This is a genomic window from Streptomyces alboflavus (assembly GCF_000716675.1).
Taxonomy (GTDB): domain Bacteria; phylum Actinomycetota; class Actinomycetes; order Streptomycetales; family Streptomycetaceae; genus Streptomyces; species Streptomyces alboflavus.
In genome coordinates, this window is sequence record NZ_JNXT01000059.1 from 113362 (window position 1) to 139294 (window position 25933).

At 71.2% G+C, this 25933-nt stretch carries 14 protein-coding genes, 1 tRNA gene, 1 rRNA gene and 1 pseudogene; 4 read left to right on the plus strand and 13 right to left on the minus strand.

Annotated features, from left to right (window positions below; all coding sequences use genetic code 11):
• The first annotated feature begins 68 nt into the window (after nucleotides 1-68).
• From OO63_RS33480 to OO63_RS33490, 3 genes are all read left to right on the plus strand, one after another.
• Nucleotides 69-4745, plus strand: coding sequence for an ATP-dependent helicase (locus OO63_RS33480; RefSeq protein WP_030362854.1), 4677 nt, complete (start codon nucleotides 69-71; stop codon nucleotides 4743-4745).
• A 390-nt stretch (nucleotides 4746-5135) separates the two neighbouring features.
• Nucleotides 5136-5936 carry an Fpg/Nei family DNA glycosylase gene (locus OO63_RS33485; protein WP_030362855.1) on the plus strand — a complete coding sequence of 267 codons (801 nt, stop codon included), beginning with the start codon at nucleotides 5136-5138 and terminating at the stop codon, nucleotides 5934-5936.
• Nucleotides 5937-6074: 138 nt separating this feature from the next.
• Nucleotides 6075-6851: an SDR family NAD(P)-dependent oxidoreductase gene (locus tag OO63_RS33490; RefSeq protein WP_030362856.1), complete on the plus strand. Its 777-nt coding sequence runs from the start codon at nucleotides 6075-6077 to the stop codon at nucleotides 6849-6851.
• Here OO63_RS33490 and OO63_RS47120 read toward each other — a convergent pair.
• The 10 genes and pseudogenes from OO63_RS47120 to OO63_RS41760 all read right to left on the minus strand — a co-directional run bounded on the left by OO63_RS47120 (nucleotide 6799) and on the right by OO63_RS41760 (nucleotide 21873).
• The gene (locus OO63_RS47120; protein WP_078619522.1) at nucleotides 6799-7059 is read right to left on the minus strand and encodes a hypothetical protein; all 261 of its coding nucleotides are present in this window, start codon (nucleotides 7057-7059) and stop codon (nucleotides 6799-6801) included. The genes OO63_RS33490 and OO63_RS47120 overlap by 53 nt on opposite strands.
• 414 nt (nucleotides 7060-7473) lie before the next feature.
• The gene (locus OO63_RS33495; RefSeq protein WP_030362857.1) at nucleotides 7474-7944 is read right to left on the minus strand and encodes a Dps family protein; all 471 of its coding nucleotides are present in this window, start codon (nucleotides 7942-7944) and stop codon (nucleotides 7474-7476) included.
• Nucleotides 7945-8174: 230 nt separating this feature from the next.
• The gene (locus OO63_RS33500) at nucleotides 8175-8549 is read right to left on the minus strand and encodes a helix-turn-helix domain-containing protein (protein WP_030362858.1); all 375 of its coding nucleotides are present in this window, start codon (nucleotides 8547-8549) and stop codon (nucleotides 8175-8177) included.
• Nucleotides 8550-8658: 109 nt separating this feature from the next.
• A complete protein-coding gene (locus OO63_RS33505; RefSeq protein WP_030362859.1) occupies nucleotides 8659-9174 on the minus strand; it encodes a CinA family protein in 516 nt (171 codons plus the stop codon).
• Nucleotides 9175-9293: 119 nt separating this feature from the next.
• Complete coding sequence (gene pgsA / locus OO63_RS33510; RefSeq protein ID WP_033264699.1) at nucleotides 9294-10001, minus strand: CDP-diacylglycerol--glycerol-3-phosphate 3-phosphatidyltransferase; 708 nt, start codon at nucleotides 9999-10001, stop codon at nucleotides 9294-9296.
• The gene (rimO, locus tag OO63_RS33515) at nucleotides 9998-11527 is read right to left on the minus strand and encodes a 30S ribosomal protein S12 methylthiotransferase RimO (RefSeq protein WP_063750487.1); all 1530 of its coding nucleotides are present in this window, start codon (nucleotides 11525-11527) and stop codon (nucleotides 9998-10000) included. Before rimO ends, pgsA begins: the two co-directional genes overlap by 4 nt.
• Nucleotides 11528-11611: 84 nt before the next feature.
• Complete coding sequence (locus tag OO63_RS33520) at nucleotides 11612-12478, minus strand: helix-turn-helix domain-containing protein (protein WP_030362862.1); 867 nt, start codon at nucleotides 12476-12478, stop codon at nucleotides 11612-11614.
• A gap of 267 nt (nucleotides 12479-12745) precedes the next feature.
• Nucleotides 12746-15526 carry an FtsK/SpoIIIE family DNA translocase gene (locus OO63_RS33525; protein WP_051811421.1) on the minus strand — a complete coding sequence of 927 codons (2781 nt, stop codon included), beginning with the start codon at nucleotides 15524-15526 and terminating at the stop codon, nucleotides 12746-12748.
• A 188-nt stretch (nucleotides 15527-15714) separates the two neighbouring features.
• A complete protein-coding gene (locus OO63_RS33530) occupies nucleotides 15715-16398 on the minus strand; it encodes a response regulator (RefSeq protein WP_030362864.1) in 684 nt (227 codons plus the stop codon).
• A 309-nt stretch (nucleotides 16399-16707) separates the two neighbouring features.
• Nucleotides 16708-21873: pseudogene (locus OO63_RS41760) on the minus strand (HAMP domain-containing protein).
• 264 nt (nucleotides 21874-22137) lie between these two features.
• Here OO63_RS41760 and OO63_RS33540 point away from each other — a divergent pair.
• Entirely contained in the window at nucleotides 22138-24798 is a 2661-nt protein-coding gene (locus tag OO63_RS33540) for a SpoIIE family protein phosphatase (RefSeq protein WP_338106317.1), read from the plus strand.
• Between the two features lie 91 nt (nucleotides 24799-24889).
• Here the strand turns inward: OO63_RS33540 and OO63_RS33545 are convergent.
• The 3 genes from OO63_RS33545 to rrf form a co-directional block, all read right to left on the minus strand.
• Nucleotides 24890-24962: transfer RNA gene (locus OO63_RS33545), tRNA-Thr, on the minus strand.
• Between the two features lie 108 nt (nucleotides 24963-25070).
• On the minus strand, nucleotides 25071-25730 hold the full coding sequence (locus OO63_RS33550; protein ID WP_030362866.1) for a DegT/DnrJ/EryC1/StrS family aminotransferase: 660 nt from the start codon (nucleotides 25728-25730) through the stop codon (nucleotides 25071-25073).
• Nucleotides 25731-25847: 117 nt separating this feature from the next.
• A 5S ribosomal RNA gene (rrf, locus tag OO63_RS42585) occupies nucleotides 25848-25933 on the minus strand; the annotation flags it as partial.

The following is a 25933-nucleotide window of genomic DNA, read 5'->3' on the forward strand; positions in this document are numbered from 1 at the left end:
GGCGCTTCGAGTGCAAGCCCTTTTCGCAGGTCGGAGCCATTGTCAGTGGCGGGGTGCACGATGGGGTCATGGTCAGGTCCGCTCGCAGTCACGACGACGCCCTCGACGGCTTCTCCCCCGCGACCCGCGGCTGGTTCACGGGGGCCTTCTCCGCGCCCACGTCCGCCCAGGCCGGGGCGTGGCGGGCGATCGCGGAGGGCTCGGACGTGCTGGTGGTCGCCCCGACCGGCTCCGGCAAGACCCTGGCCGCCTTCCTCGCCGCCCTGGACCAGCTGGCCTCGACCCCGCCCCCGGCCGACCCCAAGCAGCGCTGCCGCGTGCTGTACGTATCCCCGCTGAAGGCACTCGCGGTCGACGTGGAGCGCAATCTGCGCAGCCCGCTCACGGGCATCCGCCAGGAGTCGGTGCGCCTCGGCCTGCCCGAGCCCGAGGTGCGGGTGGGCATCCGCTCCGGAGACACCCCGGCGGCTGAGCGCCGCGCCCTGGCCACGCGTCCGCCGGACATCCTGATCACGACGCCGGAGTCGCTGTTCCTGATGCTCACGTCGGCCACCCGGGACGCGCTCACGGGCATCGAGACGGTGATCCTGGACGAGGTGCACGCCGTGGCGGGCACCAAGCGCGGGGCTCATCTGGCGCTGTCCCTGGAGCGGCTCGACGCGCTCCTGAAGCGCCCCGCCCGTCGTATCGGCCTGTCGGCGACGGTCCGCCCCGTGGACGAGGTCGCCCGCTATCTGTCGCCGCAGCGCCGGGTGGAGATCGTCCAGCCGAAGTCGGGCAAGGAGTTCGACCTCTCCGTGGTGGTGCCGGTCGAGGACCTCGGCGAGCTGGGCGGCTCACCGGCGACCGACTCCGACGAGAACGCCGAGCGCCCCTCGATCTGGCCGCACGTCGAAGAGCGCATCACCGACCTCGTGCAGGCGCACCGCTCGACGATCGTCTTCGCCAACTCCCGCCGCCTGGCGGAGCGCCTGTGCAACCGGCTCAACGAGATCGCCTACGAACGCGCGACGGGCGAGGCCCTCCCGGACGACCAGAGCCCGGCGGAGGTGATGGCACAGTCCGGCGCCGCCCAGGGGGCGCCGCCGGTCCTCGCCCGCGCACACCACGGCTCGGTCTCCAAGGAGCAGCGCGCCCAGGTCGAGGAGGACCTGAAGGCAGGCCGCCTGCCCGCGGTCGTCGCCACGTCCAGCCTGGAGCTGGGCATCGACATGGGCGCGGTGGACCTGGTGGTGCAGGTCGAGTCGCCGCCCTCCGTGGCGTCCGGCCTGCAGCGGGTGGGCCGCGCGGGGCACCAGGTGGGCGCGGTCTCCACGGGCGTCGTCTTCCCGAAGTACCGAGGCGACCTGGTCCAGGCCGCCGTCGTCACGGAGCGGATGCGCACGGGCGCCATCGAGTCGCTGCGGGTCCCCGCCAACCCCCTGGACGTGCTGGCCCAGCAGCTGGTCGCGATGGTCGCCCTGGACAGCTGGCAGGTGGACGACCTGCTGGCCCTGGTCCGCCGTGCCGCGCCGTTCGCCTCGCTCCCGGAGTCGGCGTTCACCTCCGTCCTCGACATGCTCGCCGGCCGCTATCCGTCCGACGCCTTCGCGGAGCTGCGCCCGCGCGTGGTGTGGGACCGCGTCGCGGGCACGGTCACGGGGCGTCCGGGGGCACAGCGCCTGGCGGTCACCTCCGGGGGCACGATTCCCGACCGCGGCCTGTTCGGGGTCTTCCTCGCGGGCGCCGACCCGAAGAAGGGCGGCGGCCGCGTCGGCGAGCTCGACGAAGAGATGGTCTACGAATCCCGCGTGGGCGACGTCTTCACTCTCGGTACGAGCTCCTGGCGCATCGAGGACATCACGCGCGACCGCGTCCTCGTCTCCCCCGCGCCCGGCGTCCCCGGAAGGCTGCCGTTCTGGAAGGGCGACCAGCTGGGCCGCCCGCTCGAACTGGGCCGTGCGCTCGGCGCGTTCCTGCGCGAGGTCGGCTCACTGCCGCAGGACGACGCACGCGACCGCCTCCTCGCCGCGGGCCTCGACACCTGGGCCGCGGACAACGTCCTGACGTACCTCGCCGAGCAGCGCGAGGCCTGCGGGCACATCCCGGACGACCGCACGATCGTGGTGGAGCGCTTCCGCGACGAGCTGGGCGACTGGCGCGTGGTGGTGCACTCCCCGTTCGGCGCCCAGGTGCACGCCCCCTGGGCCCTCGCCCTCGGCGCCCGCCTCACCGAGCGGTACGGCATGGACGCCCAGGTCATGCACGCCGACGACGGCATCGTGCTGCGTCTGCCCGACGCCGACCTGATGGGCCTCGACCTGCTCGACCAGGACCCGGCCGACCTCGGCCCGACCGTGGACTCGACGCTCGATCCGGACAAGGCACCCGTGGGCGCGGGGGACGTGGCCTTCGACAAGGGCGAGGTCGGCCAGATCGTCACCGACCAGGTGGGCGGCTCGGCGCTGTTCGCCTCCCGCTTCCGCGAGTGCGCCGCCCGCGCGCTGCTGCTGCCGCGCCGCAGCCCCGGCAAGCGCACCCCCCTGTGGCAGCAGCGCCAGCGCGCCGCCCAGCTCCTGGAGGTCACCAGCGAGTTCGGTTCCTTCCCGATCGTCCTGGAAGCGGTCAGGGAATGCCTCCAGGACGTCTTCGACGTACCGGGCCTGACCGAGCTGATGGGCGACATCGAGTCCCGCCGCGTCCGCCTCGTCGAGGTCACCACCCCGGAGCCCTCTCCCTTCGCCCGCTCCCTCCTGTTCGGGTACGTGGCGCAGTTCCTGTACGAGGGCGACTCACCGCTCGCCGAGCGCCGCGCCGCCGCCCTGTCCCTGGACTCCCGCCTCCTGGCCGAGCTGCTCGGCCAGGCCGAGCTGCGCGAGCTACTCGACGCGGACGTGCTCGCCACCCTGGAGCAGGAACTCCAGTGGCTCACCGACGACCGCCGCGTCAAGGACGCCGAAGGCGTGGCCGACCTGCTGCGCCTCCTCGGTCCGCTCACGGACGCCGAGCTGGCCGACCGGGGCGCGGAGCCCGCGTGGGCCGAGCAGCTGGCGGGCGCCCGCCGGGCCATCCGGGTCCGCGTCGGCGGCGGCGTCCACTGGGCGGCGATCGAGGACGCGGGGCGCCTGCGGGACGCGCTCGGCACGGCACTGCCGGTCGGTGTCCCGGAGGCCTTCACCGAGCCCGTCAAGGACCCCTTGGGTGACCTCCTCGCGCGCTATGCCCGCACGCACGGCCCGTTCACGTCCGCCGCGGCCGCCGCCCGCTTCGGCCTGGGCGCGGCGGTCACGGACGGGGCCCTGCACCGCCTCGCGGCGAACGGCCGTGTCGTACAGGGCGAGTTCCACCCCGCCGGGATCGGCCAGGAGTGGTGCGACGCGACCGTCCTGCGCCGACTGCGCCGCCGCTCCCTCGCGGCCCTGCGGCACGAACTGGAACCGGTGCCACCGGCCGCCCTCGCTCAATTCCTGCCCCAGTGGCAGCACTTGAGCGGGCACGGTCTCCGCGGGGTCGACGGTCTGGTGCGCGCCATCGAGCAACTCCAGGGCGCGTCGGTCCCGGCGTCCGCCCTGGAGAAGCTCGTCCTGCCCTCCCGGGTCACCGGGTACGCCCCCGCGATGCTCGACGAGCTGACAGCGGCCGGGGAGGTGGTCTGGGCGGGCGCCGGAGCCCTCCCGGGCAAGGACGGCTGGATCAGCCTCTACTTGGCAGAATCGGCCCCCCTCCTGCTCCCGCCCCCGCACCCCCTGGAGCTGACCGCGCTCCACCAGTCCGTCCTGGACACGCTCTCCGGGGGCTACGGCCTGTTCTTCCGGCAGATCGCCGACCAGATCCGCGCGACCACCCACCCGGACGTCTCCGACCCCCAACTGGCCGACGCCGTCTGGGACCTGGCGTGGTCCGGCCGACTCACCAACGACACTCTCGCCCCGATGCGGTCCCTCCTGGGGTCGGGGCGCACCGCCGGCTCCACGGCCCACCGCGCGAAGCGCAGCGTCCCGCGCGGGCGGTACGGCTCACTGACGGCCGCCGCGCGCCCCGCCTCCCGCACGGGGCCGCCCACGGTCGCGGGCCGCTGGTCCCTGCTGCCCGCCCGCGAGCCCGACCCGACCCTGCGGGCCCACGCCCTGGCCCGCACGCTGCTCGACCGGCACGGCGTCGTGACCCGCGGGGCGGTCGGGGCCGAAGGCGTCGAGGGCGGCTTCTCCGCGGTGTACCGCGTCCTGTCGGCCTTCGAGGACAACGGCCAGACCCGGCGGGGTTACGTGGTGGAGGGGCTCGGGGCCGCGCAGTTCGCGATGGACGGCGCGGTGGACCGGCTGCGGGCCGGGGCCACCGCCCGTGAGCGCGGGGACGGCTCCCGGCCGTCCGACGCCCAGGCCGTCGTCCTGGCCGCCGCCGACCCGGCCAACGCCTACGGCGCCGCCCTGCCCTGGCCCGAGCCACCGTCCGAGGCCGGCCACAAGCCCGGCCGGAAGGCGGGGTCCCTGGTGGTCCTGGTGGACGGCGAGTTGACCCTGTACATGGAGCGCGGCGGCAAGTCGCTGCTCGCGTGGTCCACCGCGCCGGACGACTCCACCCCGTCGGAGGACCCGCGACTGGCCGCGGCGGCCTCGGCGTTGGCCTCTGCGGCGAAGCATGGGGCACTCGGCACGGTCACCGTGGAGCGCGTCAACGGCTCCCCCGCCCTGACGTCCCCCCTCTCCCCCCTCCTGGAACTCTCAGGTTTCCACGCCACCCCCCGCGGCCTCCGAATCCGCCCCTGACCTCCCCTGACACCACCGACCTGGGCCTCCCCCTCCCCCACATCACAACCACCCCGGCCCGGGACCGCGCCCCCAGACAGAAGGCCGGACGAGGAGCCCCACCGGACCGAAGGACGAATGCTCGCCCCCCACCGGACCGAAAACTGAATTGGGAACCCCCACCGAACCGATCCCCGCAATCCGAACCGGAGGGGCCGTGCCGGTATGTCCGCGCGCAGCTCGGCCCACCACGAGGGGCGTACACAAAACGTAGGCGACGCCACACACGCGAGCACGGACATACCGGCACGGCCCCGCACCCAACCGGACAGAGGGCGAAAGGACAGCAACCCCTAACGACCCCCCCCCATCCCAAGGCGCCCCCGCCAGCAAAAGTGGAACGCTACCCCCATGCCCGAAGGAGACACCGTCCACCAATCCGCCCACCGCCTCCACACAGCCCTCTCCGGCCACCCCCTCACCCGCTCCGACCTCCGCGTCCCCAAACTCGCCACCACCGACCTGACCACCCGCACCGTCCTGGACGTCACCGCCCGCGGCAAACACCTCCTCACCCGAGTGGAAGGCGGCCTCACCCTCCACTCCCACCTGGGCATGGACGGCTCCTGGCGCGTGTACACCCCCCAGGAGCGCTGGCGCGGCGGCCCCACCCACCAGATCCGCGCCATCCTCGCCACCGCGGACCACACAGCCGTCGGCTACCGCCTGCCGGTCCTGGAACTGCTCCGCACGACCGACGAACACCACGCCGTGGGCCACCTGGGCCCCGACCTCCTGGGCCCGGACTGGGACCCGGAACTGGCGCTGCGGAACCTGCGGGCGGACCCGGAGCGCGCCCTGGGCGAGGCACTGCTCGACCAACGGAATCTCGCGGGCATCGGCAACATCTACAAGAGCGAACTGTGCTTCCTGCTCAGGGCCACCCCTTGGCTCCCGGTCGGCGAGCTGTCCGAGGAGCAGGCGACGCGCCTCCCGACCTTGGCGAAGAAGCTCCTGGAGGCGAACCGCGACCGCCCGGCCCGCACGACGACGGGCAGCACCCGCCCCGGCCAACGCCTGTACGTCTACGGCCGCGCACCCCGCCCCTGCCTGCGCTGCGGCACCCCCCTGCGCGCGGCGGACCAGGGCGACCCGACCCGCAGACGCCCCACGTACTGGTGCCCGACCTGCCAACAGGGCCCCACCCCCTAGGAACAACGCAACGCTACGCACCCACGCACCCACGCACCCACGCACCCACGCACCCACGCACCCACGCACCCACGCACCCACGCACCCACGCGAACCAACCAGTTGACGTCCCGTCAGATCCCGCCGTACGGTCCCGCCATGCCCATAACGGCGTACGACCTCACCGACCGCACCGCGTTCGTCACAGGCGCCGCCAGCGGAATCGGCCGCGCCACCGCCGTGCTACTGGCCGAGGCGGGTGCGGCGGTGCACTGCGCCGACCGCGACGCCCAGGGCCTGAAGGAGACGGCGACCCACATCAAGTCGGACGGCGGCACGGCGTTCACGTACACCGTGGACGTCGCCGACAAAGAGCAGGTGGACGGGGCCGTAGCGGACGCGGCCGAGGCGACGGGCCGACTGGACGTGATGGCGGCCATCGCCGGGATCATGCACAGCAGCCCGGTCCTGGAGACCCGCGACGAGGACCTGGACCGGGTCCTGGGAGTGAACTTCAAGGGGGTCCTGTACGCGTGCCAGGCGGCGGCCCGGACGATGATCTCCGCGGGGACGGGCGGCAGCATCGTGACGATGGCGTCGAGCGCGGTCGACACCAGCCACCCCGGCCTGCTCTGCTACGCCTCGGCGAAGGCGGCCGTCGTACAGCTGACGAAGACGCTGGCGGCGGAGGTGGGTGAGCACGGAATCCGCGTCAACGCGGTGGCCCCGGGATGGACGCGTACGCCGATGACGCACCGGCACAAGGAGGAGGCGCAGGCGGCGACGGAGGCCGCGCTGGCCCGCAGGTCACCCCTGGGCAGGGTGGGCGAGCCAGAGGACGTGGCGCACGCCGTACTGCACCTGGCGTCGGACGCGTCGTCGTTCACGACGGGTCAGATCCTGCGCCCGAACGGCGGCGTCGCGATGCCGTGGTGACCTGTCTCGGTGGCCTGCGCCGAGCGACCCCCGCGGCCCGCGCCTTGGCCACACAGTGCACCGGGAGCAGGCTCAACCCCCACCCGCCGGCCGCGACGGCCCCCTCCAGGACCCCCGCCTCGGGCGCCAGGGCGAGCCGGAAGACGGCCCACCACCACAGCGCGGAAAGCCCAAGGACGGGCGCCCACCGCACGACGCGCCACGGCACGGCTGTCACCTCCCGCCAGGGGCCGGGCCGACCGCGCGGCCGCGTACGGAGCCCGCCCGGACCGACTCCGGACGCGGGCTTTCCGAGTCTCCCCCGCCCCACCGACCCCCGCATCCGAAGAGCCCACAGCCATCCACATCACAGCCCGGCGCCCCCCGGCATGGTCCACACCATCGGCACGACCGGTGCCGAGTCAGCCGTACCGACGACTGGAGGACGCCCGAGAACATCCCACGACCACGCCGGACCCGTCCGGTCCGCCAAGACAACCCCACGGACCGCACGGGCCGACGGCACGGGCCGACCGCACAGGCCCCGACCTCACAGCCGCCTTCACAGACCCGACCTCACAGGTCAACCCGACAATCGAGCCCCCGCCCCCCCAAGGCGCCCCCAAGGGCGCCCCCGCCAGCCCTATCCGTTCTCGGCCTGGAACATCCAGTGATGCTTCTCCAGATCGGCCGTGATCTGGATGAAGATGTCCTGGCTGACCGGATCCGCGTCGCCGGTGGCCCCCACCCGCTCCCGCATCCGTGTGATCACCGCTCCGAGCGCGTCCACGAGCGCCCCGACCGCGTCGGTGTCCTTGACCCAGCCGTCGGGGACCTGGCCGATACCGCTGCTCGACGCGACCGTCCCGGCCCGCCCGTCGGGCGAGACACCGAGCGTGGAGGCGCGTTCGGCGACGGTGTCGGAGTGCAGCCGGGCGGTGTCCACGACCTCGTCGAGCTGCAGGTGCACGGAGCGGAAGCGCGGGCCGACCACGTTCCAGTGGATCTGCTTGGCCACCAGGGACAGGTCGACGAGGTCCACGAGGGCGCCCTGCAGCGCCTCGGACACAGTCTTCAGGTCGTCGTCGGGCAAGGGGCTCTTCACGACGTACATCGTTTCCTCCGCGTCTTGACGGTCTTCGTGTCTCGGCTGTCCAAACAACGCCATCCAAAACACCATCAACCATCGCGCAAGCGCTTCATTACGGCCACTTCGGGCACCACACGCACCACACGCAGGCAAGACACGAGCAGGCAAGAGCGCCGGACGGACCCGCGAGAAGACAGCAAAAACCCCGGCCGGGCGACCCGGCCGGGGCTCTGTGCGCGTAAGGGGCCCGAACGTCAGGCGGCGACGACGTCGACCGCTTCCGCAGGCGCCTTGATGGTCACCCGTTCCGGTGGCACACCGGTCACCGAGACGGAATTGAGCATCGGACGCATCGGTGCGCGCACCGGTTCCGTAGCCGCTGCCGACTGGGCCAGCTCGGCGAGCGAGAGCTCGTCGCTCACTTCTCGCATGAGCTCGGACATCCGTACGTCAAGCGCGTCGCAGATCGCGGAAAGCAGCTCGGAGGAAGCCTCCTTCTGCCCCCGCTCCACCTCGGAGAGATAGCCGAGTGAGACTCGGGCGGACGAGGAGACTTCGCGCAGAGTACGGCCCTGGCGCTGGCGCTGCCGACGCAGCACGTCACCCAGCAGGCGACGGAGCAGAATCATCGGTGGCTCCCTCCTCGGACCGCGTAGCCGCATCCTTCACGCCCCACCGTACCGCCTCGCGCGGCGGCCGTGCGGGGAGCGATGTCGTGTTCACTCAGGGCTGCAAACATCAAGTCCCCCCGTTCTGTTCCGTATCCTGTGCCCGCTCATTCCCGGCGCGTTCTCCTGAGAGCCGCCGGAGGAGCAGTCCCAGCACACTGCGTACGCTCTCTCTACGGATTTCCGTACGGATTCCGTTCAACCTCAGGCCGGCCACATTCCCCTCAGAGCGAAGCGGGGAACCAGGACCGACGACCGCGACGAACACCGTTCCGACCGCCTGTCCGTCCTGCGGATCGGGGCCGGCGACGCCCGTCGTGGCGAGCCCCCAGTCGGCGCCGAGCAGCTCGCGCACACCGGCGGCCATCTGCAGGGCGACGTCGCCGTCCACGGCTCCGCGGGCGGCGAGCAGCTCGCCGTCCACCCCGAGGACATCCCGCTTCAGCTCCGTCGCGTACGCCGTGACGGAGCCGCGGAAGACCCGCGAGGCACCCGGCACCGACGTTACCTCGGCGGCCACGAGACCGCCGGTCAGGGATTCGGCGACGGCCAGCGTCTCCCCGCGCCCGGCGAGCAGCCGCAGCACCTCGGCGGCGACCCCGGCCCCGGCCGAGGCATCCGCACCAGCCTCAGCACCAGCAGCCGCACCGGCCTCAACACCGGCCCCGGCCCGCGCGCGGGCTTCCGCCCCCGACCCCCCGGCGCTCACTTCGCGGCCCCCCGCTCCGGCTCCGGACCGGCCTCCTCACGCGCCGCGGCCGCGCTCGCCGCCATGCCCTGCCTGCGCAGCACCACGGCCTGCTTCACGTAGTCCAGGCCGGTGACGACGGTGAGGACGACGGCGACCGCCATCACCCAGAACCGCAGGGTCGCGAGCGGGCCGGTCAGCGCGAGGACGTACATCCCGACGGCCGTGCCCTGCGCGAGCGTCTTCATCTTGCCGCCGCGGCTGGCCGGGATGACGCCGTAGCGGATCACCCAGAAGCGCAGCAGTGTGATCCCGAGCTCACGCCCGAGGATCACGCCGGTCACCCACCACGGAAGGTCACCGAGCCAGGACAGACAGATGAGCGCCGCCCCCATGATCGCTTTGTCGGCGATGGGGTCGGCGATCTTCCCGAAGTCCGTGACCAGGTTGTACGTGCGGGCGAGGTGACCGTCGAAGAGGTCGGTGATCATGGCGATGGCGAAGGCGGCCCAGGCGAACGAGCGCCAGGCCGGGTCGTAGCCGCCGTTGCCGAGGAGCAGCATCACAAAGCCGGGCACGAGCAGCAGCCGGACCATGGTCAGCATGTTCGCGACGTTCCACAGGCTGGCCTGGTCGACCGCCGCGGCGCCCAGCTTCCCGCCGCGCACCGGCTTCGCGCCGTGCGCGCCGGAGCCGCCCGCCGCGGATGCCGGGACTTGGGTCATCTGCCCGTCCCTTCGCCGACGCCCCGGGACCGGCCTGCACCGGGGCCTTCGGGGCCGGCTCCGGCCCCGTCGCCCAGGAGCTCGCACTGCTCCGCCACCAGATCCACGCCTTCCGTGCCGACCACCTTTGCCACGACCATACGGCCGACGTGCAAGGGCTCCCCAGCCGTCGCGTCCGCGAATCGGATCTGGCCGTCCGTCTCGGGTGCCTGGTGCGCGGCGCGGCCGATGGCGCCGTCCTCGTCGTCGACGGACTCGATCAGCACCTCCAGGCGCTCGCCGAGGCGCTCCTCGGCGCGCTGTGAGGTCAGCTCCTCCGCGAGCCGCGAGACCCGTGCGAGGCGCTCGTCGACGGTGTCCTGGTCGAGCTTGTGCTCGTACGTGGCCGCTTCGGTGCCCTCCTCGTCGGAGTACCCGAAGACGCCGATCGCGTCGAGCCGGGCGCCCGTGAGGAACCGCTCCAGCTCGGCGACGTCGGCCTCGGTCTCGCCGGGGAAGCCGACGATGAAGTTGGAGCGCACACCCGCCTGCGGCGCCTTGCCGCGGATGGTCTCCAGGAGCTCCAGGAAGCGGTCGGTGTCTCCGAAGCGGCGCATCGCGCGCAGCACGCCGGGCGCGGAGTGCTGGAAGGACAGGTCGAAGTACGGCGCGACCTTCTCCGTGGACGTCAGGACGTCGATGAGCCCGGGGCGCATCTCGGCGGGCTGCAGGTAGCTGACGCGGACGCGCTCGATGCCGTCGACGGCCGCCAGCTCGGGCAGGAGCGTCTCCAGGAGACGGATGTCACCGAGGTCCTTGCCGTACGAGGTGTTGTTCTCGGAGACCAGCATGACCTCCTTGACGCCCTGCTCGGCCAGCCAGCGGGTCTCTCCGAGCACGTCCGAGGGGCGGCGCGAGATGAAGGAGCCGCGGAAGGACGGGATGGCGCAGAAGGAGCACCTGCGGTCGCAGCCCGAGGCGAGCTTCACCGAGGCGACCGGGTTGGTCCCCAGGCGGCGGCGCAGGGGCGCACGCGGCCCGGAGGCGGGCGCGAGGCCCTCGGGCAGGTCCACGGGCGCGTGGCCGGGCAGGGAGACCTCTGTGCCCGCTTCCTGGCGCTCCGCGGGGCTGATCGGGAGCAGCTTGCGGCGGTCGCGCGGGGTGTGCGAGGCGTGGATGCCGCCGTTGAGGATGGTCTGCAGGCGGTCGGAGATGTCGGCGTAGTCGTCGAAGCCGAGGACGCCGTCGGCTTCGGGCAGCGCCTCGGCGAGATCCTTGCCGTAGCGCTCGGCCATGCAGCCGACGGCCACGACGGCCTGCGTCCTGCCGTGGCCCTTGAGGTCATTGGCTTCGAGCAGGGCGTCTACGGAGTCCTTCTTGGCGGCTTCGACGAAGCCACAGGTGTTGACGACGGCGACGTCCGCGTTCTCGGCGTCCTCCACGAGGTCCCAGCCGTCCGCCTCCAAGCGGCCTGCGAGCTCCTCCGAGTCCACCTCGTTACGGGCGCAGCCAAGCGTGACAAGGGCGACGGTGCGGCGTTCGGGCATGGAATCAAGACTACTTCGTCCATGCGTCGGCGCCCGCCGCCAGGGTTCACCGGTGATCGCGACGGGCGCTCGGGGCAGGGCAGGTCAGCCGACTTCCGGGTCACCCTTCGTGTACGAGAGGCGCTCGACCTGGCCCGGCTCGAATTCGTTGTCGACCGGTTTGCCGTTCACGAACAGCTTGATCGCGCCGGCGTCACCGAGCACGAGGTCGATCTTCTGCTTGTCCTGGAAGGTCTTGGTCTGGCCCTGCTTGAGCAGGCCGTCGAACAGCTGTCGGCCGTTGTGGTCCTTCACGGAGATCCAGCTGCGGCCGTCGGCGGCGTCGACCTTGACGGTCACCTTGTCCTGCGGCACTCCGGCGACGGCGCTGTCGGACGGGTCCGGCTTGGGGTCGGCGGGCTTGCTGGCGCTCGGCTTCGGGGCGGTGGGCTTGCTGGGCGTGGAGCCCTCGGCGACCTGCTGGCCGTCGTCACTGTCGTCACCGCCGCTGAAGGCGGTGTACCCGACGAAGGCGATCACGGCGACGATGGCGGCCACCATGGCCGCGGTCCAGTTCGGGCGGCGCGGCTCGGAGCGGATCCGCTCGGCCTCGAACAGCGGCGCGGCCGGGGTGGGCGCGGGCGGCCTGCCGCCGTGGCCCGCGTCGTACTGCGCGATCAGCGGGGCGGGGTCGATGCCGACGGCGCGCGCCAGCGTACGGATGTGTCCGCGGGCGTACACGTCGCCGCCGCAGCGGGAGAAGTCGTCCTGTTCGATCGCGTGCACGATCGGGATGCGCACCCGGGTGGACGTACTGATCTCGTCGACGGTCAGTCCCGCGTCCACGCGTGCCTGCCGAAGGACGTGACCGATCGAGGGACGCTCTTCCGCGGGATGTTCGGCCGCGGGGCTGTCCTCTGCGGGGCGGTCGTCTGAAGGGTGGGCGTCTTCAGGGGAGTTGCCGATGGACACGGGTGCGCCTTTCGAGCGTGTAGCCACCTGCCGGACATTCAGTCTAGGGGGGCCGAGAAAGGGTGGGGCAACCGGGCGGACGGACTTTGTACGCCATCAGAATGGCCGGACATCCTGATGGTGGGACATCGTGCTGTTCTTCCCCTCAACTTGACGTGAGCCGAAGAGAAACGGTTGCTTGCGTTCTCGAACGGGTGAGCACGTCCCCGTACGGGTGAACACCGTTCCCTCGGGCCGAACCGGCTCCGTACGGGCGAACCGGCTCCGTCAGTCAGCCTCCCCGCGGATCACGGCGAGCACTCCATCCAGCTCATCGGGTTTCACAAGAACGTCACGTGCCTTTGAGCCTTCGCTCGGTCCGACGATGTTCCGGGACTCCATGAGGTCCATCAGGCGGCCCGCCTTGGCGAAGCCGACGCGCAGCTTGCGCTGGAGCATCGACGTGGACCCGAACTGGGTGGAGACGACCAGCTCGGCCGCCTGGCACAACAGGTCGAGGTCGTCGCCGATGTCCTCGTCGATCTCCTTCTTCTGCTTGGTGGCCACGGTGACGTCGTCGCGGAAGACGGGCGTCATCTGGTCCTTGCAGTGCTGGACGACCGCGTGGATCTCGTCCTCGGTGACGAAGGCGCCCTGCATACGGGTCGGCTTGTTCGCACCCATGGGCAGGAAGAGGCCGTCGCCCTTGCCGATCAGCTTCTCGGCACCCGGCTGGTCGAGGATGACGCGGCTGTCGGCGAGCGAGGAGGTCGCGAAGGCGAGCCGTGAGGGAACGTTTGCCTTGATGAGGCCGGTCACGACGTCCACGGAGGGCCGCTGCGTGGCGAGCACCAGGTGGATGCCGGCGGCGCGCGCGAGCTGCGTGATGCGCACGATCGAGTCCTCGACGTCGCGCGGCGCGACCATCATCAGGTCGGCCAGCTCGTCCACGATGACCAGCAGGTACGGGTAGGGCTGCAGTTCCCGCTCACTGCCCTCGGGCGCGTTGACCTTGCCCGCGCGCACGGCCTCGTTGAAGTCGTCGATGTGCCGGAACCCGTACGCGGCGAGGTCGTCGTAGCGCAGGTCCATCTCGCGTACGACCCACTGCAGGGCCTCGGCCGCCCGCTTGGGGTTGGTGATGATCGGCGTGATCAGGTGCGGGATGCCCTCGTACGCGGTGAGCTCGACGCGCTTGGGGTCGACGAGGACCATCCGGACGTCCTCGGGCGTCGCTCTTATCATGATCGAAGTGATCAGACAGTTGATGCACGACGACTTTCCGGAGCCGGTGGCTCCGGCCACCAGGATGTGCGGCATCTTGGCCATGTTGGCCATCACGTAGCCGCCCTCGACGTCCTTGCCGAGCGCCACCAGCATCGGGTGGTCGTCCTCCGCGGCGTCCGCGAGGCGCAGGACGTCACCCACGTTGACCATCTCGCGGTCGGTGTTGGGGATCTCGATGCCGACCGCGGACTTGCCGGGGATGGGCGAGATGATCCGCACGTCCGGGGACGCGACGGCGTACGCGATGTTCTTGGCCAGGGCCGTGATCTTCTCGACCTTCACGGCGGGGCCGAGCTCGATCTCGTAGCGCGTGACCGTCGGGCCCCGGGTGAAGCCGGTGACGTCGGCGTCGACCTTGAACTCGCTGAAGACGTTCGTGAGGGAGTCCACCACCGCGTCGTTCGCGGCACTGCGGGCCTTGCCGGGGCCGCCGCGCTCCAGGAGGTCGAGCGAGGGCAGCGAGTAGGTGATGTCTCCGGAGAGCTGCAGCTGCTCCGCGCGCGGGGGCAGGTCGCGGGGCTCTTCGGGCGCGGCCTTGGTCAGGTCGGGGACGCCGGTGCCCGCGGGGGCCTTGGGCGCCGCCTTCCGGCCCGGGACGGGGGCCTCGGTGGCGCGGGCCGGCGGCACAGGGGCGGACCGCTCGTGCTCCTCGCGGTCCACGGCGACGCCCTGGGTGAGGTCGGCGACCAGGGCCGAGGGCGGCATGCCGTGCATGACGGCACCGTCGAGCGCCGCGGCCGCGGCGGCGGCCACGTCCACGGCGTCCATGGGGCGGTCCGGGTCGGGTCGCACAGACGCGCGACGCGGCCTGCGCCGCTTCGACAGCGCCTCTTCCTCCGCCTCGTCGGCCGAGGGCCCCTGCGGGCCGCTCCCGGGCTTCCTGCGGCGCCGCGCGGGCAGGGCCTCGCGCCACTGCTCGTCGTAGCGCTCGTCGTCGTCTGAATACTCGGGATAGTCGGCGTACTCGCCCTGGTCGCCGTACGCGCTCTCCGCCGCGGGCGCCTCCACGACGCCGAGCCGCACGCCGAGCTGCCGCAGCCGCTGCGGGATGGCGTTGACGGGGGTGGCCGTGACCACGAGCAGCCCGAAGACGGTCAGCAGGACCAGCATCGGTACGGCGAGGACCTCGCCCATGGCCTTGTTCAGGGGCGTGGAGACGCCCCAGCCGATGAGCCCGCCCGCGTCCCTTATCGCCTGCATGCCGTCGTCGCGCGCGGGCGAACCGCACGCGATGTGCACCTGGCCGAGCACGCCGATGACGAGCGCGGACAGGCCGATCACGATGCGGCCGTTGGCGTCGATCTTCTCGGGGTGCCGGATGAACCGCACGGCGATGGCCGCGAGCAGTATCGGCACCAGCAGGTCGAGCCGCCCGAAGGCGCCGGTCACCAGCATCTCGACCAGATCGCCGACGGGCCCGCGCAGATGGGACCAGGTGCCCGCGGCGACGATCAGGGCGAGGCCGAGGAGAAGGAGCGCGATGCCGTCCTTGCGGTGCGCCGGGTCGAGGCCCTTGGCGCCGCGTCCCACGCCGCGGAACATCGCGCCCACGGCGTGCGCGATGCCGAGCCAGATGGCGCGCACCACGCGGTAGAGGCCGTTGGTGGGGCTGGGCGCCGGCTTCGGGGCGGGCTTCTTGGCCGCGGCCTTCTTGGCGGGCGCCTTCTTCGCCGCGGGCTTCGCGGGCGCTTTCTTGGCGGCGGCCTTCTTCGCCGGAGCCTTGGTCGGCGCGGCCGCCTTCTTCGCGGGCGTCTTCTTGGCTGCGGGCTGACGTGAGGCCATGGGGGTGAGGTTACCGGGGGAGGCGACGGTGGACACGTGTGCCCTCCCCCAAGTTCTCGGCTTCGCTCAAACAGAGGGGACCCCGTCTTCACCCATCTGTGTCGCCCTTGCCGGGGCGGAGAACTGACGGGTCTTCACAGTGGGCGAGACGGGTGTTCGCAAGGGGGCGGGCGGGACCTGCGCGCGCGTCAGTTCTGCGACGGCACCGAAGCGGCGCCGTTGCCCGTGCCCGGCTCCAGTGCGTCAAGAGCCCTGCGCAAACCCGTGAGTTTGCGTTCGAGATGGGCTGCCGTGGCGACGGCGGCGGCGTCCGCCGAGTCGTCGTCGAGCTGCTTGGACAGCGCCTCGGCCTGCTCCTCGACGGCCGCGAGGCGCGCCGACAACTCGGCGAGCAGACCGGCGGGCTCCTTGGCCTCCGCGGCCGCGGCCTTGGCGCCGCCTTCGAGCTGGAGCCGCAGCAGCGCCGCCTGCTCGCGCAGTTGGCAGTTCTTCATGTACAGCTCGACGAACACCGAGACCTTGGCGCGCAGCACCCACGGGTCGAAGGGCTTGGAGATGTAGTCCACGGCACCGGCCGCGTACCCGCGGAAGGTGTGGTGCGGGCCGTGGTTGATCGCGGTGAGGAAGATGATCGGGATGTCCCGGGTCCGCTCCCGCCGCTTGATGTGCGCGGCGGTCTCGAAACCGTCCATTCCTGGCATCTGGACGTCCAGCAGAATGACCGCGAAGTCGTCCGTCAGCAGCGCTTTGAGCGCTTCCTCCCCGGACGATGCCCGCACCAGCGTCTGATCGAGCGCAGAGAGGATGGCCTCCAGCGCCAGCAGATTCTCCGGCCGGTCATCGACCAGGAGGATCTTGGCCTTCTGCACCATGGCCCGCCCTCCTCGCCCCGGCGGTACACCGGGCGCCGCCCCAGGGGACGGCTCCCTTGCGCCGTCCGTCCTTGTGCCGGTCATGGTAGCCGCACCCCGCCTGTCGCCACACCCTGTCACCGCGATGTCACTGTGCACGTAGCAGAAACGCAGCGGCGGACCAGAAGGTTCCCCGAATACCGCGGTTCTACACGACGTCGGCCACACTCTGTCAGCAACTCCGCGTAATGGTGCGGCTTCTTGACACCGACCGCGAGCCGCCTTCCCGCCGTACCTGAGTCGGCTTCCGGCCGCGCCCGGGCCGCGGGGTCACTCCTGGTGCATCCACTGGTGCATCACCGACAACAGATGATCAGGGTCGACCGGCTTGGTCACGTAGTCCGAGGCCCCGGAGTCGATGGCCTTCTCCCGGTCGCCCTTCATGGCCTTCGCCGTGAGCGCGATGATCGGCAGACCGGCGAACTGCGGCATGCGGCGGATCGCCGTCGTCGTCGCGTAGCCGTCCATCTCCGGCATCATGATGTCCATCAGGACGACCGTCACGTCGTCGTGCTGCTCCAGGACCTCGATGCCCTCCCGGCCGTTCTCCGCGTACAGCACGGACAGGCCGTGCTGCTCCAGGACGCTGGTGAGCGCGAACACGTTGCGGATGTCGTCGTCGACGATGAGGACCTTCTCGCCGCCGAACTGGATGCGCACCCGCGGGGCCGGAGCCTCCTGCCCCACACCCTCCTGCCACTGCTCCGGCGTCCCCGCGCCGGACCCGGCCGCGGGCTGCCCCGGAACCGCCTGCGCGGGACCCGTGGCGGGCGGCGCGCCCCGGCGGCGGCGCCGGAACAGCGCGGCGGGGCCAGGAGCCGCCTGCGGGGGCGTGGCGGCGGGCGGCGGGGACTCCGGGCGCCCGCCCTCGTCCGCGGCGGTCTCCCGGGACTGCAGGGACTCCAGGGACTCCAGTGCGGGCAGCTCGGGCGTCGCGGGCGGCGGCGGGAGCTGGGTGTAGCCCTGCGGCGGCAGTTCGCTGGGGTGCAGCGGCAAATACAGCGTGAAGGTGGAGCCGCGTCCCGGTTCGCTGGCCGCGTGGATCTCGCCGCCGAGCAGCCGCGCGATCTCCCGGCTGATCGACAGGCCGAGGCCCGTGCCGCCGTACTTGCGGCTGGTCGTGCCGTCGGCCTGCTTGAAGGCCTCGAAGATCACCCGCATTCGTCCGTGTGCAGCGTCGCGGGCAGCTCCGGCGAGACCCGTACGGAGAAGTCGAGGCCCTTCTCCGCGGTGAGCGGGCGGAAAGTGGCCTCTACGTAGTCGACGAGTTGGACGAGGGCGATGCGTGTCGGGCTGACGTCCATCTTGCCCGCCTCGACCTTCGACAGGTCGAGGATGTCGTTGATCAGCTGGAGCAGGTCCGAGCCCGCGCCGTGGATCGTCTCGGCGAACTCCACCTGCTTGGGCGTGAGGTTCGCGTCGGCGTTGTCGGCGAGCAGCTTGGCGAGGATCAGCAGCGAGTTCAGCGGGGTGCGCAGCTCGTGCGACATGTTCGCCAGGAACTCGGACTTGTAGCGCATCGACACCGCGAGCTGTTCGGCGCGCTCCTCCAGGACCTGCCGGGCCTCCTCGATCTCGGTGTTCTTGACCTCGATGGACGCTGATCGTGTTGACGCTCGTCGCGATCATCTCGGCGATCTGGCTGAGGAAGTCCTTCTGGATGTGCGTGAACGGCTGGAAGGACGCCAGCTCGATGACACCGAGGACCTTGCCCTCGAAGAGCACCGGCAACACGATGACCTGCGCCGGCGGCGCCTCACCGAGCCCGGAGGCGATCCGCAGATAGCCGGAAGGGGCGTTCTCCACGAGAATCGTGCGCCGCTCCTTGGCGGCCGTGCCGATCAGCGTCTCCCCCGGCCGGAACGACGTCGGCATCGACCCCATCGAATAGCCGTAGCTGCCGAGCATGCGCAGTTCGTACGCGTCCTCGTCACCGCCGAGGTCACTCGCGTCGTCGGTCGGCATGGCCAGGAAGAACGCGCCGTGCTGCGCCGAGACGACCGGCGTCAGCTCGCTCATGATCAGCGAGGCCACGTCCTCCAGGTCGCGGCGGCCCTGCATCAGGCCGGAGATCCGCGCCAGGTTGCCCTTGAGCCAGTCCTGCTCCTTGTTGGCGAGGGTGGTGTCGCGGAGGTTCGCGATCATCGTGTTGATGTTGTCCTGGAGGACCTGGATCTCGCCCGCCGCGTCCACGTCGATCTTCAGGTTGAGGTCGCCGCGCGTCACCGCGGTGGCGACGGCCGCGATGGCGCGCACCTGCCGGGTGAGGTTCCCGGCCATCTCGTTCACGGACTCAGTGAGGTCCCGCCAGGTCCCGTCGACGTCCCGCACCCGCGCCTGACCGCCCAGCTGCCCCTCGGTGCCCACCTCACGGGCGACCCGGGTGACCTGCTCGGCGAACGAGGAGAGCTGGTCGACCATCGTGTTGATGGTGGTCTTGAGCTCCAGGATCTCGCCGCGCGCGTCGATGTCGATCTTCTTGGTGAGATCGCCCTTGGCGATGGCCGTCGTGACCATCGCGATGTTGCGCACCTGACCGGTCAGGTTGGACGCCATCCCGTTCACGGACTCGGTGAGGTCCTTCCACGTACCGGACACGCCCGGGACGCGCGCCTGGCCGCCGAGGATGCCGTCCGTGCCCACCTCACGGGCCACCTTGGTGACCTGGTCGGCGAACGAACTCAGCGTCTTCACCATCGTGTTGAAGGTGTCCGCGAGCTGCGCGACCTCGCCGCGCGCCTCGATCGTCACCGTCTTCGTGAGGTCGCCGTTGGCGACGGCCGCGGCGACCTGCGAGATGTTGCGCACCTGCATGGTCAGGTTGTTGGCCATCAGGTTGACGTTGTCGCTGAGGTCCTTCCAGATGCCCGTGACGCCGACCACCCGCGCCTGACCGCCCAGCTTGCCCTCGGTGCCCACCTCACGGGCCACCCGCGTGACCTGCTCCGCGAACGACGACAGCTGGTCGACCATCGTGTTCACGGTCGTGACGAGCTCGAGGATCTCGCCCTTGGCGTCGACGGTGATCTTCTTGGACAGGTCACCCATGGCGACGGCCGTCGTGACCTCGGCGATGTTGCGCACCTGGAGGGTGAGGTTGTTCGCCATGCCGTTGACCGACTGCGTCAGGTCCTTCCACGTACCCGAAACGCCCTGCACCTCGGCCTGCCCGCCGAGGATGCCGTCCGTGCCCACCTCGCGGGACACCCGCGTGACCTGCTCGGCGAAGGCCGACAGCTGGTCCACCATCGTGTTGAGGGTGTTCTTCAGCTCCAGGATCTCGCCGCGCGCGTCCACGTCGATCTTCTGCGACAGGTCACCGCGCGCCACCGCAGTCGCGACCTGCGCGATGTTGCGCACCTGGGCCGTGAGGTTCCCGGCCATGCCGTTCACGGAGTCGGTCAGGTCCCGCCACACACCGGCGACGCCCGGCACCTGCGCCTGGCCGCCGAGTCGCCCTTCCGTGCCCACTTCCCGCGCCACGCGCGTCACCTGATCGGCGAACGCGGAGAGCTGGTCCACCATCGTGTTGATGGTGTTCTTCAGCTCCAGGATCTCACCGCGCGCGTCCACGTCGATCTTCTGCGACAGGTCACCGCGCGCCACCGCCGTCGTCACCTGGGCGATCTGGCGCACCTGCGAAGTCAGGTTCCCCGCCATGAAGTTGACGGAGTCCGTGAGCTCCTTCCACGTACCGCTGACGCCGTCCACGCGCGCCTGGCCGCCGAGCCGCCCCTCCGTGCCCACGTCCCGCGCCATCCGCGTGACCTGGTCGGCGAACGACGACAGCTGGTCCACCATCGTGTTCACGGTGTTCTTGAGCTGGAGCATCTCTCCGGAGACGTCGACCGTGACCTTCTGGGAGAGGTCGCCGTTGGCCACCGCCGTCGTCACCTGCGCGATGTTGCGCACCTGCCCGGTGAGGTTGCGGAAGGCGGTGTTCACCGAGTCGGTGAGGTCCTTCCACGTCCCGGCGGCGCCCGGCACCTGCGCCTGCCCGCCCAGCTCGCCCTCGACGCCGACCTCCCGCGCCACCCGCGTCACTTCGGCGCCGAACGACGACAGCTGGTCCACCATCGTGTTGACGGTGTTCTTCAACTCCAGCATCTCGCCCGCGACATCGACGGTGACCTTCTGCGACAGATCGCCGTTCGCGACCGCCGTCGTCACCTGCGCGATGTCCCGCACCTGCGTCGTCAGGTTCCGGAAGACCGTGTTGACGGAGTCGGTCAGGTCCTTCCACGTCCCGGCCGCGCCCGGCACGTTGGCCTGCCCGCCGAGCTGCCCCTCCGCGCCGACCTCGTTGGCGACGCGCGTGACCTCGTCCGCGAACGTCCGCAGCGTCTCCGTCATCTGGTTGATGGTCTCGGCGAGCTGCGCCACCTCGCCGCGCGCGCTCACCCGCACCTTCTGCGACAGATCGCCGTTCGCGACGGCCGTCGTGACCTGGGCGATGCCCCGCACCTGCGCGGTCAGGTTGCCCGCCATCAGGTTCACCGAGTCGGTGAGGTCCTTCCACACGCCCGCGACACCCGGCACCTGCGCCTGCCCGCCGAGCTCGCCCTCCGTGCCGACCTCCCGCGCGACCCGGGTGACCTCGGAGGAGAACGAGGACAGCTGGTCCACCATCGTGTTGACGGTGTTCTTCAGCTCCAGCATCTCGCCGGCCACGTGCACCGTGACCTTGCGGGACAGATCGCCCTTGGCCACCGCCGTCGTCACCAGGGCGATGTCGCGCACCTGCGCCGTCAGCCGGTACGCCATCGTGTTGACCGAGTCCGTGAGGTCCTTCCACGAACCGGACATGCCGCGCAACCGGGCCTGCCCGCCCAGCTTGCCCTCCGTGCCGACCTCACTGGCCACCCGCGTGACCTCGTCGGTGAACGTGGACAGCTGGTCGACCAGGTTGTTGACCGTGCGCCCGACCTTCAGGAACTCACCGCGCAGCGGATGGCCGTTGCCCTCGTCCGCCTCCGCACGCAGCTCCATGCGCTGCTCCAGGTCGCCCTCCGCGACCGCGGAAAGCACCCGGCCGACCTCGGAGACGGGCCGTACGAGATCCTCCACGAGGGCGTTCGAGGCGTCGATCGCCGCCGCCCAGGAGCCCTCCATGGCCCCGCCCCGCAGCCGCTCTGTGAGCTTTCCCTCACGCCCCACCGTGCGCCGCACCCGCGACAGCTCACCGGTGAGGTGGAGATTGCGGTCGGCGACCTCGTTGAAGACGGCGGCGATCTCCGACATCACGTCGTCGCCGGAGACCGTCAGGCGCTTGCGGAAGTTCCCGTCCCGCATCGCCACGAGGGCGACGAGCAGCCTGTTGAGGGCCGCGGCGTCCACCGTGGCCGTCGCCCCGTTGCGCGGTTTGCGCTGACTGTTCAGGGACTGTCCGTCTTTCGCGCGCGCCTTAGAGGTCCGCGTCGCAGCGCCAGACTCCACTGTGTCCCTCCCGCAAGGGTCGACCGTACTGCTGGGGCTCCATCTCGAAGCCTGCCCAGTGTTTCACCATGGCCGAACCAGGCCATAACAGTTCGGCAGCTTCGCACACCGTCCGCACTCCCTCCGGGCGGAAACACTGGCGACCGGCATCAGCTTGGACGGCGAAGGTAAGTAACCTGGCATCCGGCTGTCCAACCACCCCGGTCCTGCCCGGCCAGGGCGGTGGCACACATAAACAGCGGGCATCGGAGGGGCGGCCGCACCATGGGACTGCAGATTCCCGGGGGACAACGGACGAGGAGCTCTGTGATCACCGCGCGCGCGGCTGCGACTTTCGAACCTCTCGGGCGTTCCGTCGCGACGGCCCGTTCGTTCGTCAGAGACACCCTCCAGGGCTGGGGGTTCTCCGACATCGTCGACGACGCGGTCGTTCTGACCAGTGAACTCGTCACGAACGCCGTCGTCCACGCGGGCACAGCCGCCGACGTCCTGTGTCTGCGCACCGAGGACGCCGTCCGCATCGAGGTCTCCGACCACTATCCCGAGCGTGAGATCCCCCTCCAGAGCTCCCCTGCGACCATGGGCAGCCCCGATCGCGAGGGCGGCCGCGGCCTCCAGCTCTGTGCCGCGCTCGCCACCCGCTGGGGCGTCGACTACACCTCGACCCACAAGCAGGTCTGGTTCCAACTCGACCTGCCCGACCGCCCCGTCGGCACCCGCGCCGCGGGCCCCGCGCTCCCGGCCGACCTCCTCCCGATCACCGACGGCCGCGTCCGTGTCGCCGTCGTCCAGATCGACCGCGCGGGCGCCATCTCCGCCTGGAACGAGGACGCCGAGGAACTCTTCGGGTACGTCGCCGAACAGGTCACCGGCAAGCCCCTCACCGACTTCGCCGCCTGGCCGCACACCCCCGGCACCAGCACCGGCATCGCCGACGCCCTCCAGCTCTCCCGCTGGGAGGGCAGCTACGGCATCCGCGACTCCGGCGGCCGTGTCATCCCCGTCTACGCATCCCACCTGCGCGTGCGCGACACCGACGGCGACCCCTCCACGGTCTGTCTGCTCGTCCGCGACGACGAGCGCGCCGTCCTGCAGACTCCGCTGCGCGGCCCCTCCCCGGAGCCCGGCGCCCTCAGCGAGCCGCGCGCCGCCGACCCCTTCGAGGTCTTCATCGGCTCCCCCGCGCCGGAGGACCTGGACGGCCTCCTGCAGCGCACGGTCGAGCGCGCCCGCGACATGCTCGACGGCGACGCGGCCTTCCTGCTCCTGGCGACGGACGACGAGACGGAGCTCGAGGTCCGCGCCTCCACGGGCCTGCCGTCGGCCCGCCAGCGCTTCGCCCGCGTCCCCGTGGAGGCGGGCCCCGGCCGGTACGGCTCCGCGCGCCTGCCGGCCGTCCACGAGGACCTCACGGTGGTCCCGGGCGCCGTCCCGCTGCTCAACAGCACCGGCATGCGTTCGGTCGTCACGGTCCCGCTGAAGGTCGAGGGCCGCCTCACGGGCTCGCTCGGTGTCGCCGCCGAGGCCCCGGACCGGTACTCGAACGAAGAGGCCCTGCGCCTGCAGTTCGCCGCCGACCGCATCGCCCTCGCCGTGGAGTCGGCCCGCCTCGGCGAGCTGGAGCGCCTGCGCCGCGGCTCCCTCTCCTTCCTGGTGGAGGCCTCCGACCTGCTCGCGGGCACCCTCGACCGCGACCAGACCCTGGCCCTCATGGCCCAGATGACGGTCCCCACGCTCGCGACCTGGTGCGCCGTCTACACGATCGCCGACCAGGCCTCGGAGCCGTACCTCTCGTACGTCCTGCACGAGGACGAGGAGCGCATCGACGGCCTCAAGGCCCTCCTCACGAAGGTCGCCCCGCCGGACCCGGTCCCGACTCCGGGCGCCCGCGTCTGGACGGCCCCTTCCGACGCCGCGCACCAGGCGGCCCTGCGCACGTCGATGCGCAACCTCGGCCTCGGCGAGCCGATGACGGTCGGCGCGGGCATCGGCACGACCCTGTCGACGGCCTCCGCGGTGGGCGGCGAGACGGTCGTCCTGCCCCTGGTGGCCCGCAACCGCGTCATCGGCATGCTGGTGCTCGGCAAGCCGTCCGACGAGCACTTCCGCCAGGAGATCCTGGAGCTCGCCGAGGACCTGTCCCGCCGTGCCGCCCTGGCCCTGGACAACGCCCGCCTGTACTCGGAGCGCATGGCGATCAGCCAGTCCCTCCAGCGCAGCCTGCTCCCGCCCGGCCTGCCCCAGGTCCCTGGCGTGGAGGTGGAGGTCATCTACCGCGCGGCCGGCGAGGGCAACGAGGTCGGCGGTGACTTCTACGACCTCTTCCCGATCCGCGACGGCGCGTACGGCTTCGCGATCGGCGACGTCTGCGGCACGGGTCCGGAGGCGGCCGCGGTCACGGGCCTGGCCCGGCACGCCCTGCGTCTCCTTGCCCGCGAGGGCTTCGGCGGCCCCGCGGTCCTGGAGCGCCTGAACGCCGCGATCCTCGACGAGGGCGCCCGCAGCCGCTTCCTGACGCTCCTCTACGGCGAGTTGTGGCCCCAGGAGGACGGCTCCGCGGTCCTGAAGATCGTCTGCGCGGGACATCCCCTTCCGCTGCGCCTGCGCCAGGACGGCACGGTCGAGCCGTACGCGGAGCCGCAGCCCCTGCTCGGCGTCATGGACGACCTGGAGCTGTACGAGCAGACGGTGACCCTGGATCCCGGGGACGTCCTGCTGTGCGTCACGGACGGCGTGACGGAGCGCCGCGAGGGCACGCGCATGCTGGGGGACGACGGTCTCGCCGATGTCCTGACGACGTGCACGGGTCTCACGGCGGGCGCGGTGGCGGCCCGCATCATGCGCGCGGTGGAGCGCTTCGCTTCGGACGCCCCGTCGGACGACATGGCGATCCTGGCGATGCGCGTGCCGGGCCTCGACGACTGACCGCTGTGTGCCCCCTCCCGAGAAGGGGGCACACAACAAAGAAGGCCACCGTCCCCAGGACGGTGGCCTTCTCTCATTCCTTCAATCTCTGAGCCCCCAAGCGGAATCGAACCGCTGACCTTCTCCTTACCATGGAGACGCTCTACCGACTGAGCTATAGGGGCCAGTTGCGTTCTGCGCGGTTTCCCGCGCGGCAACGGAATAAATCATACCCGAACATCGGGCGCCTCAGAACCGCCGTCTCCTCGGGCGCCGAGGAAACCTGGCCGGATTCAGAACGCGGGCTGGAGCAGTCCGCCGAGCGCGTTGCACGCCGACACGATCCGCTGGAGTTCCCGTCGCGTCAACGAGGCGTCCACGGGCAGCGCGAGCGTCTCGTCGGCGGCCCTTTCGGTCTGCGGCAGTTCCACGTCCCGCCAGTACTTCGGCGTCCGGTGCAGCGGCGTCTTCACGGGTACGTGGCAGTCAACTCCCCTGGCCCGTACGGCGCGCGCGAACGCGTCGCGGTCCGGCCGCCCGTTGCCGGGCACCCGGACGACGTACTGGTGGCTGTGGGCAGCTCCTCGGGCCGGCGTTATCACTCCGGTGAGGCGCCCGTTCAGGTACGAGGCGTACGCCTGCCGCTGCGCCATCCCGTCATGGGGCGCGTCGGGCTCGGCGTGCTCCAGTACGAGGAGCGCGTGCCGCTGTCCGACGGCGTGGAGCCCGGCGATGTCCGCCTGGTTCCCGAAGCGGTGTACGGCGACCACGGCGGCCGTTCGGGGGGTGACAACGGCGTCGACCGCGTCGGGGTCGAGGCAGTACGTCCGGGGGTCGATGTCCGCGAACACGGGCATGGCGCCCGCGAGCACGGCGGCCTCGGCCACTTCGGCGTTCCCGTAGGCGGGGACGATGACCTCGTCTCCGCTGCCGACTCCTGCGGCTCGCAGCATCGCAAGTGTTCCCATGTCGCGGATGTTGGTCGCACAACGTGAACGGGGAGTGACGCGCAACAAAAAAGAGCTGGTCCCTGAACCGAAGTTCAGGGACCAGCTCTTTTATCAATTTTAGTTCGGCGGCGTCCTACTCTCCCACAGGGTCCCCCCTGCAGTACCATCGGCGCTGTAAGGCTTAGCTTCCGGGTTCGGAATGTAAC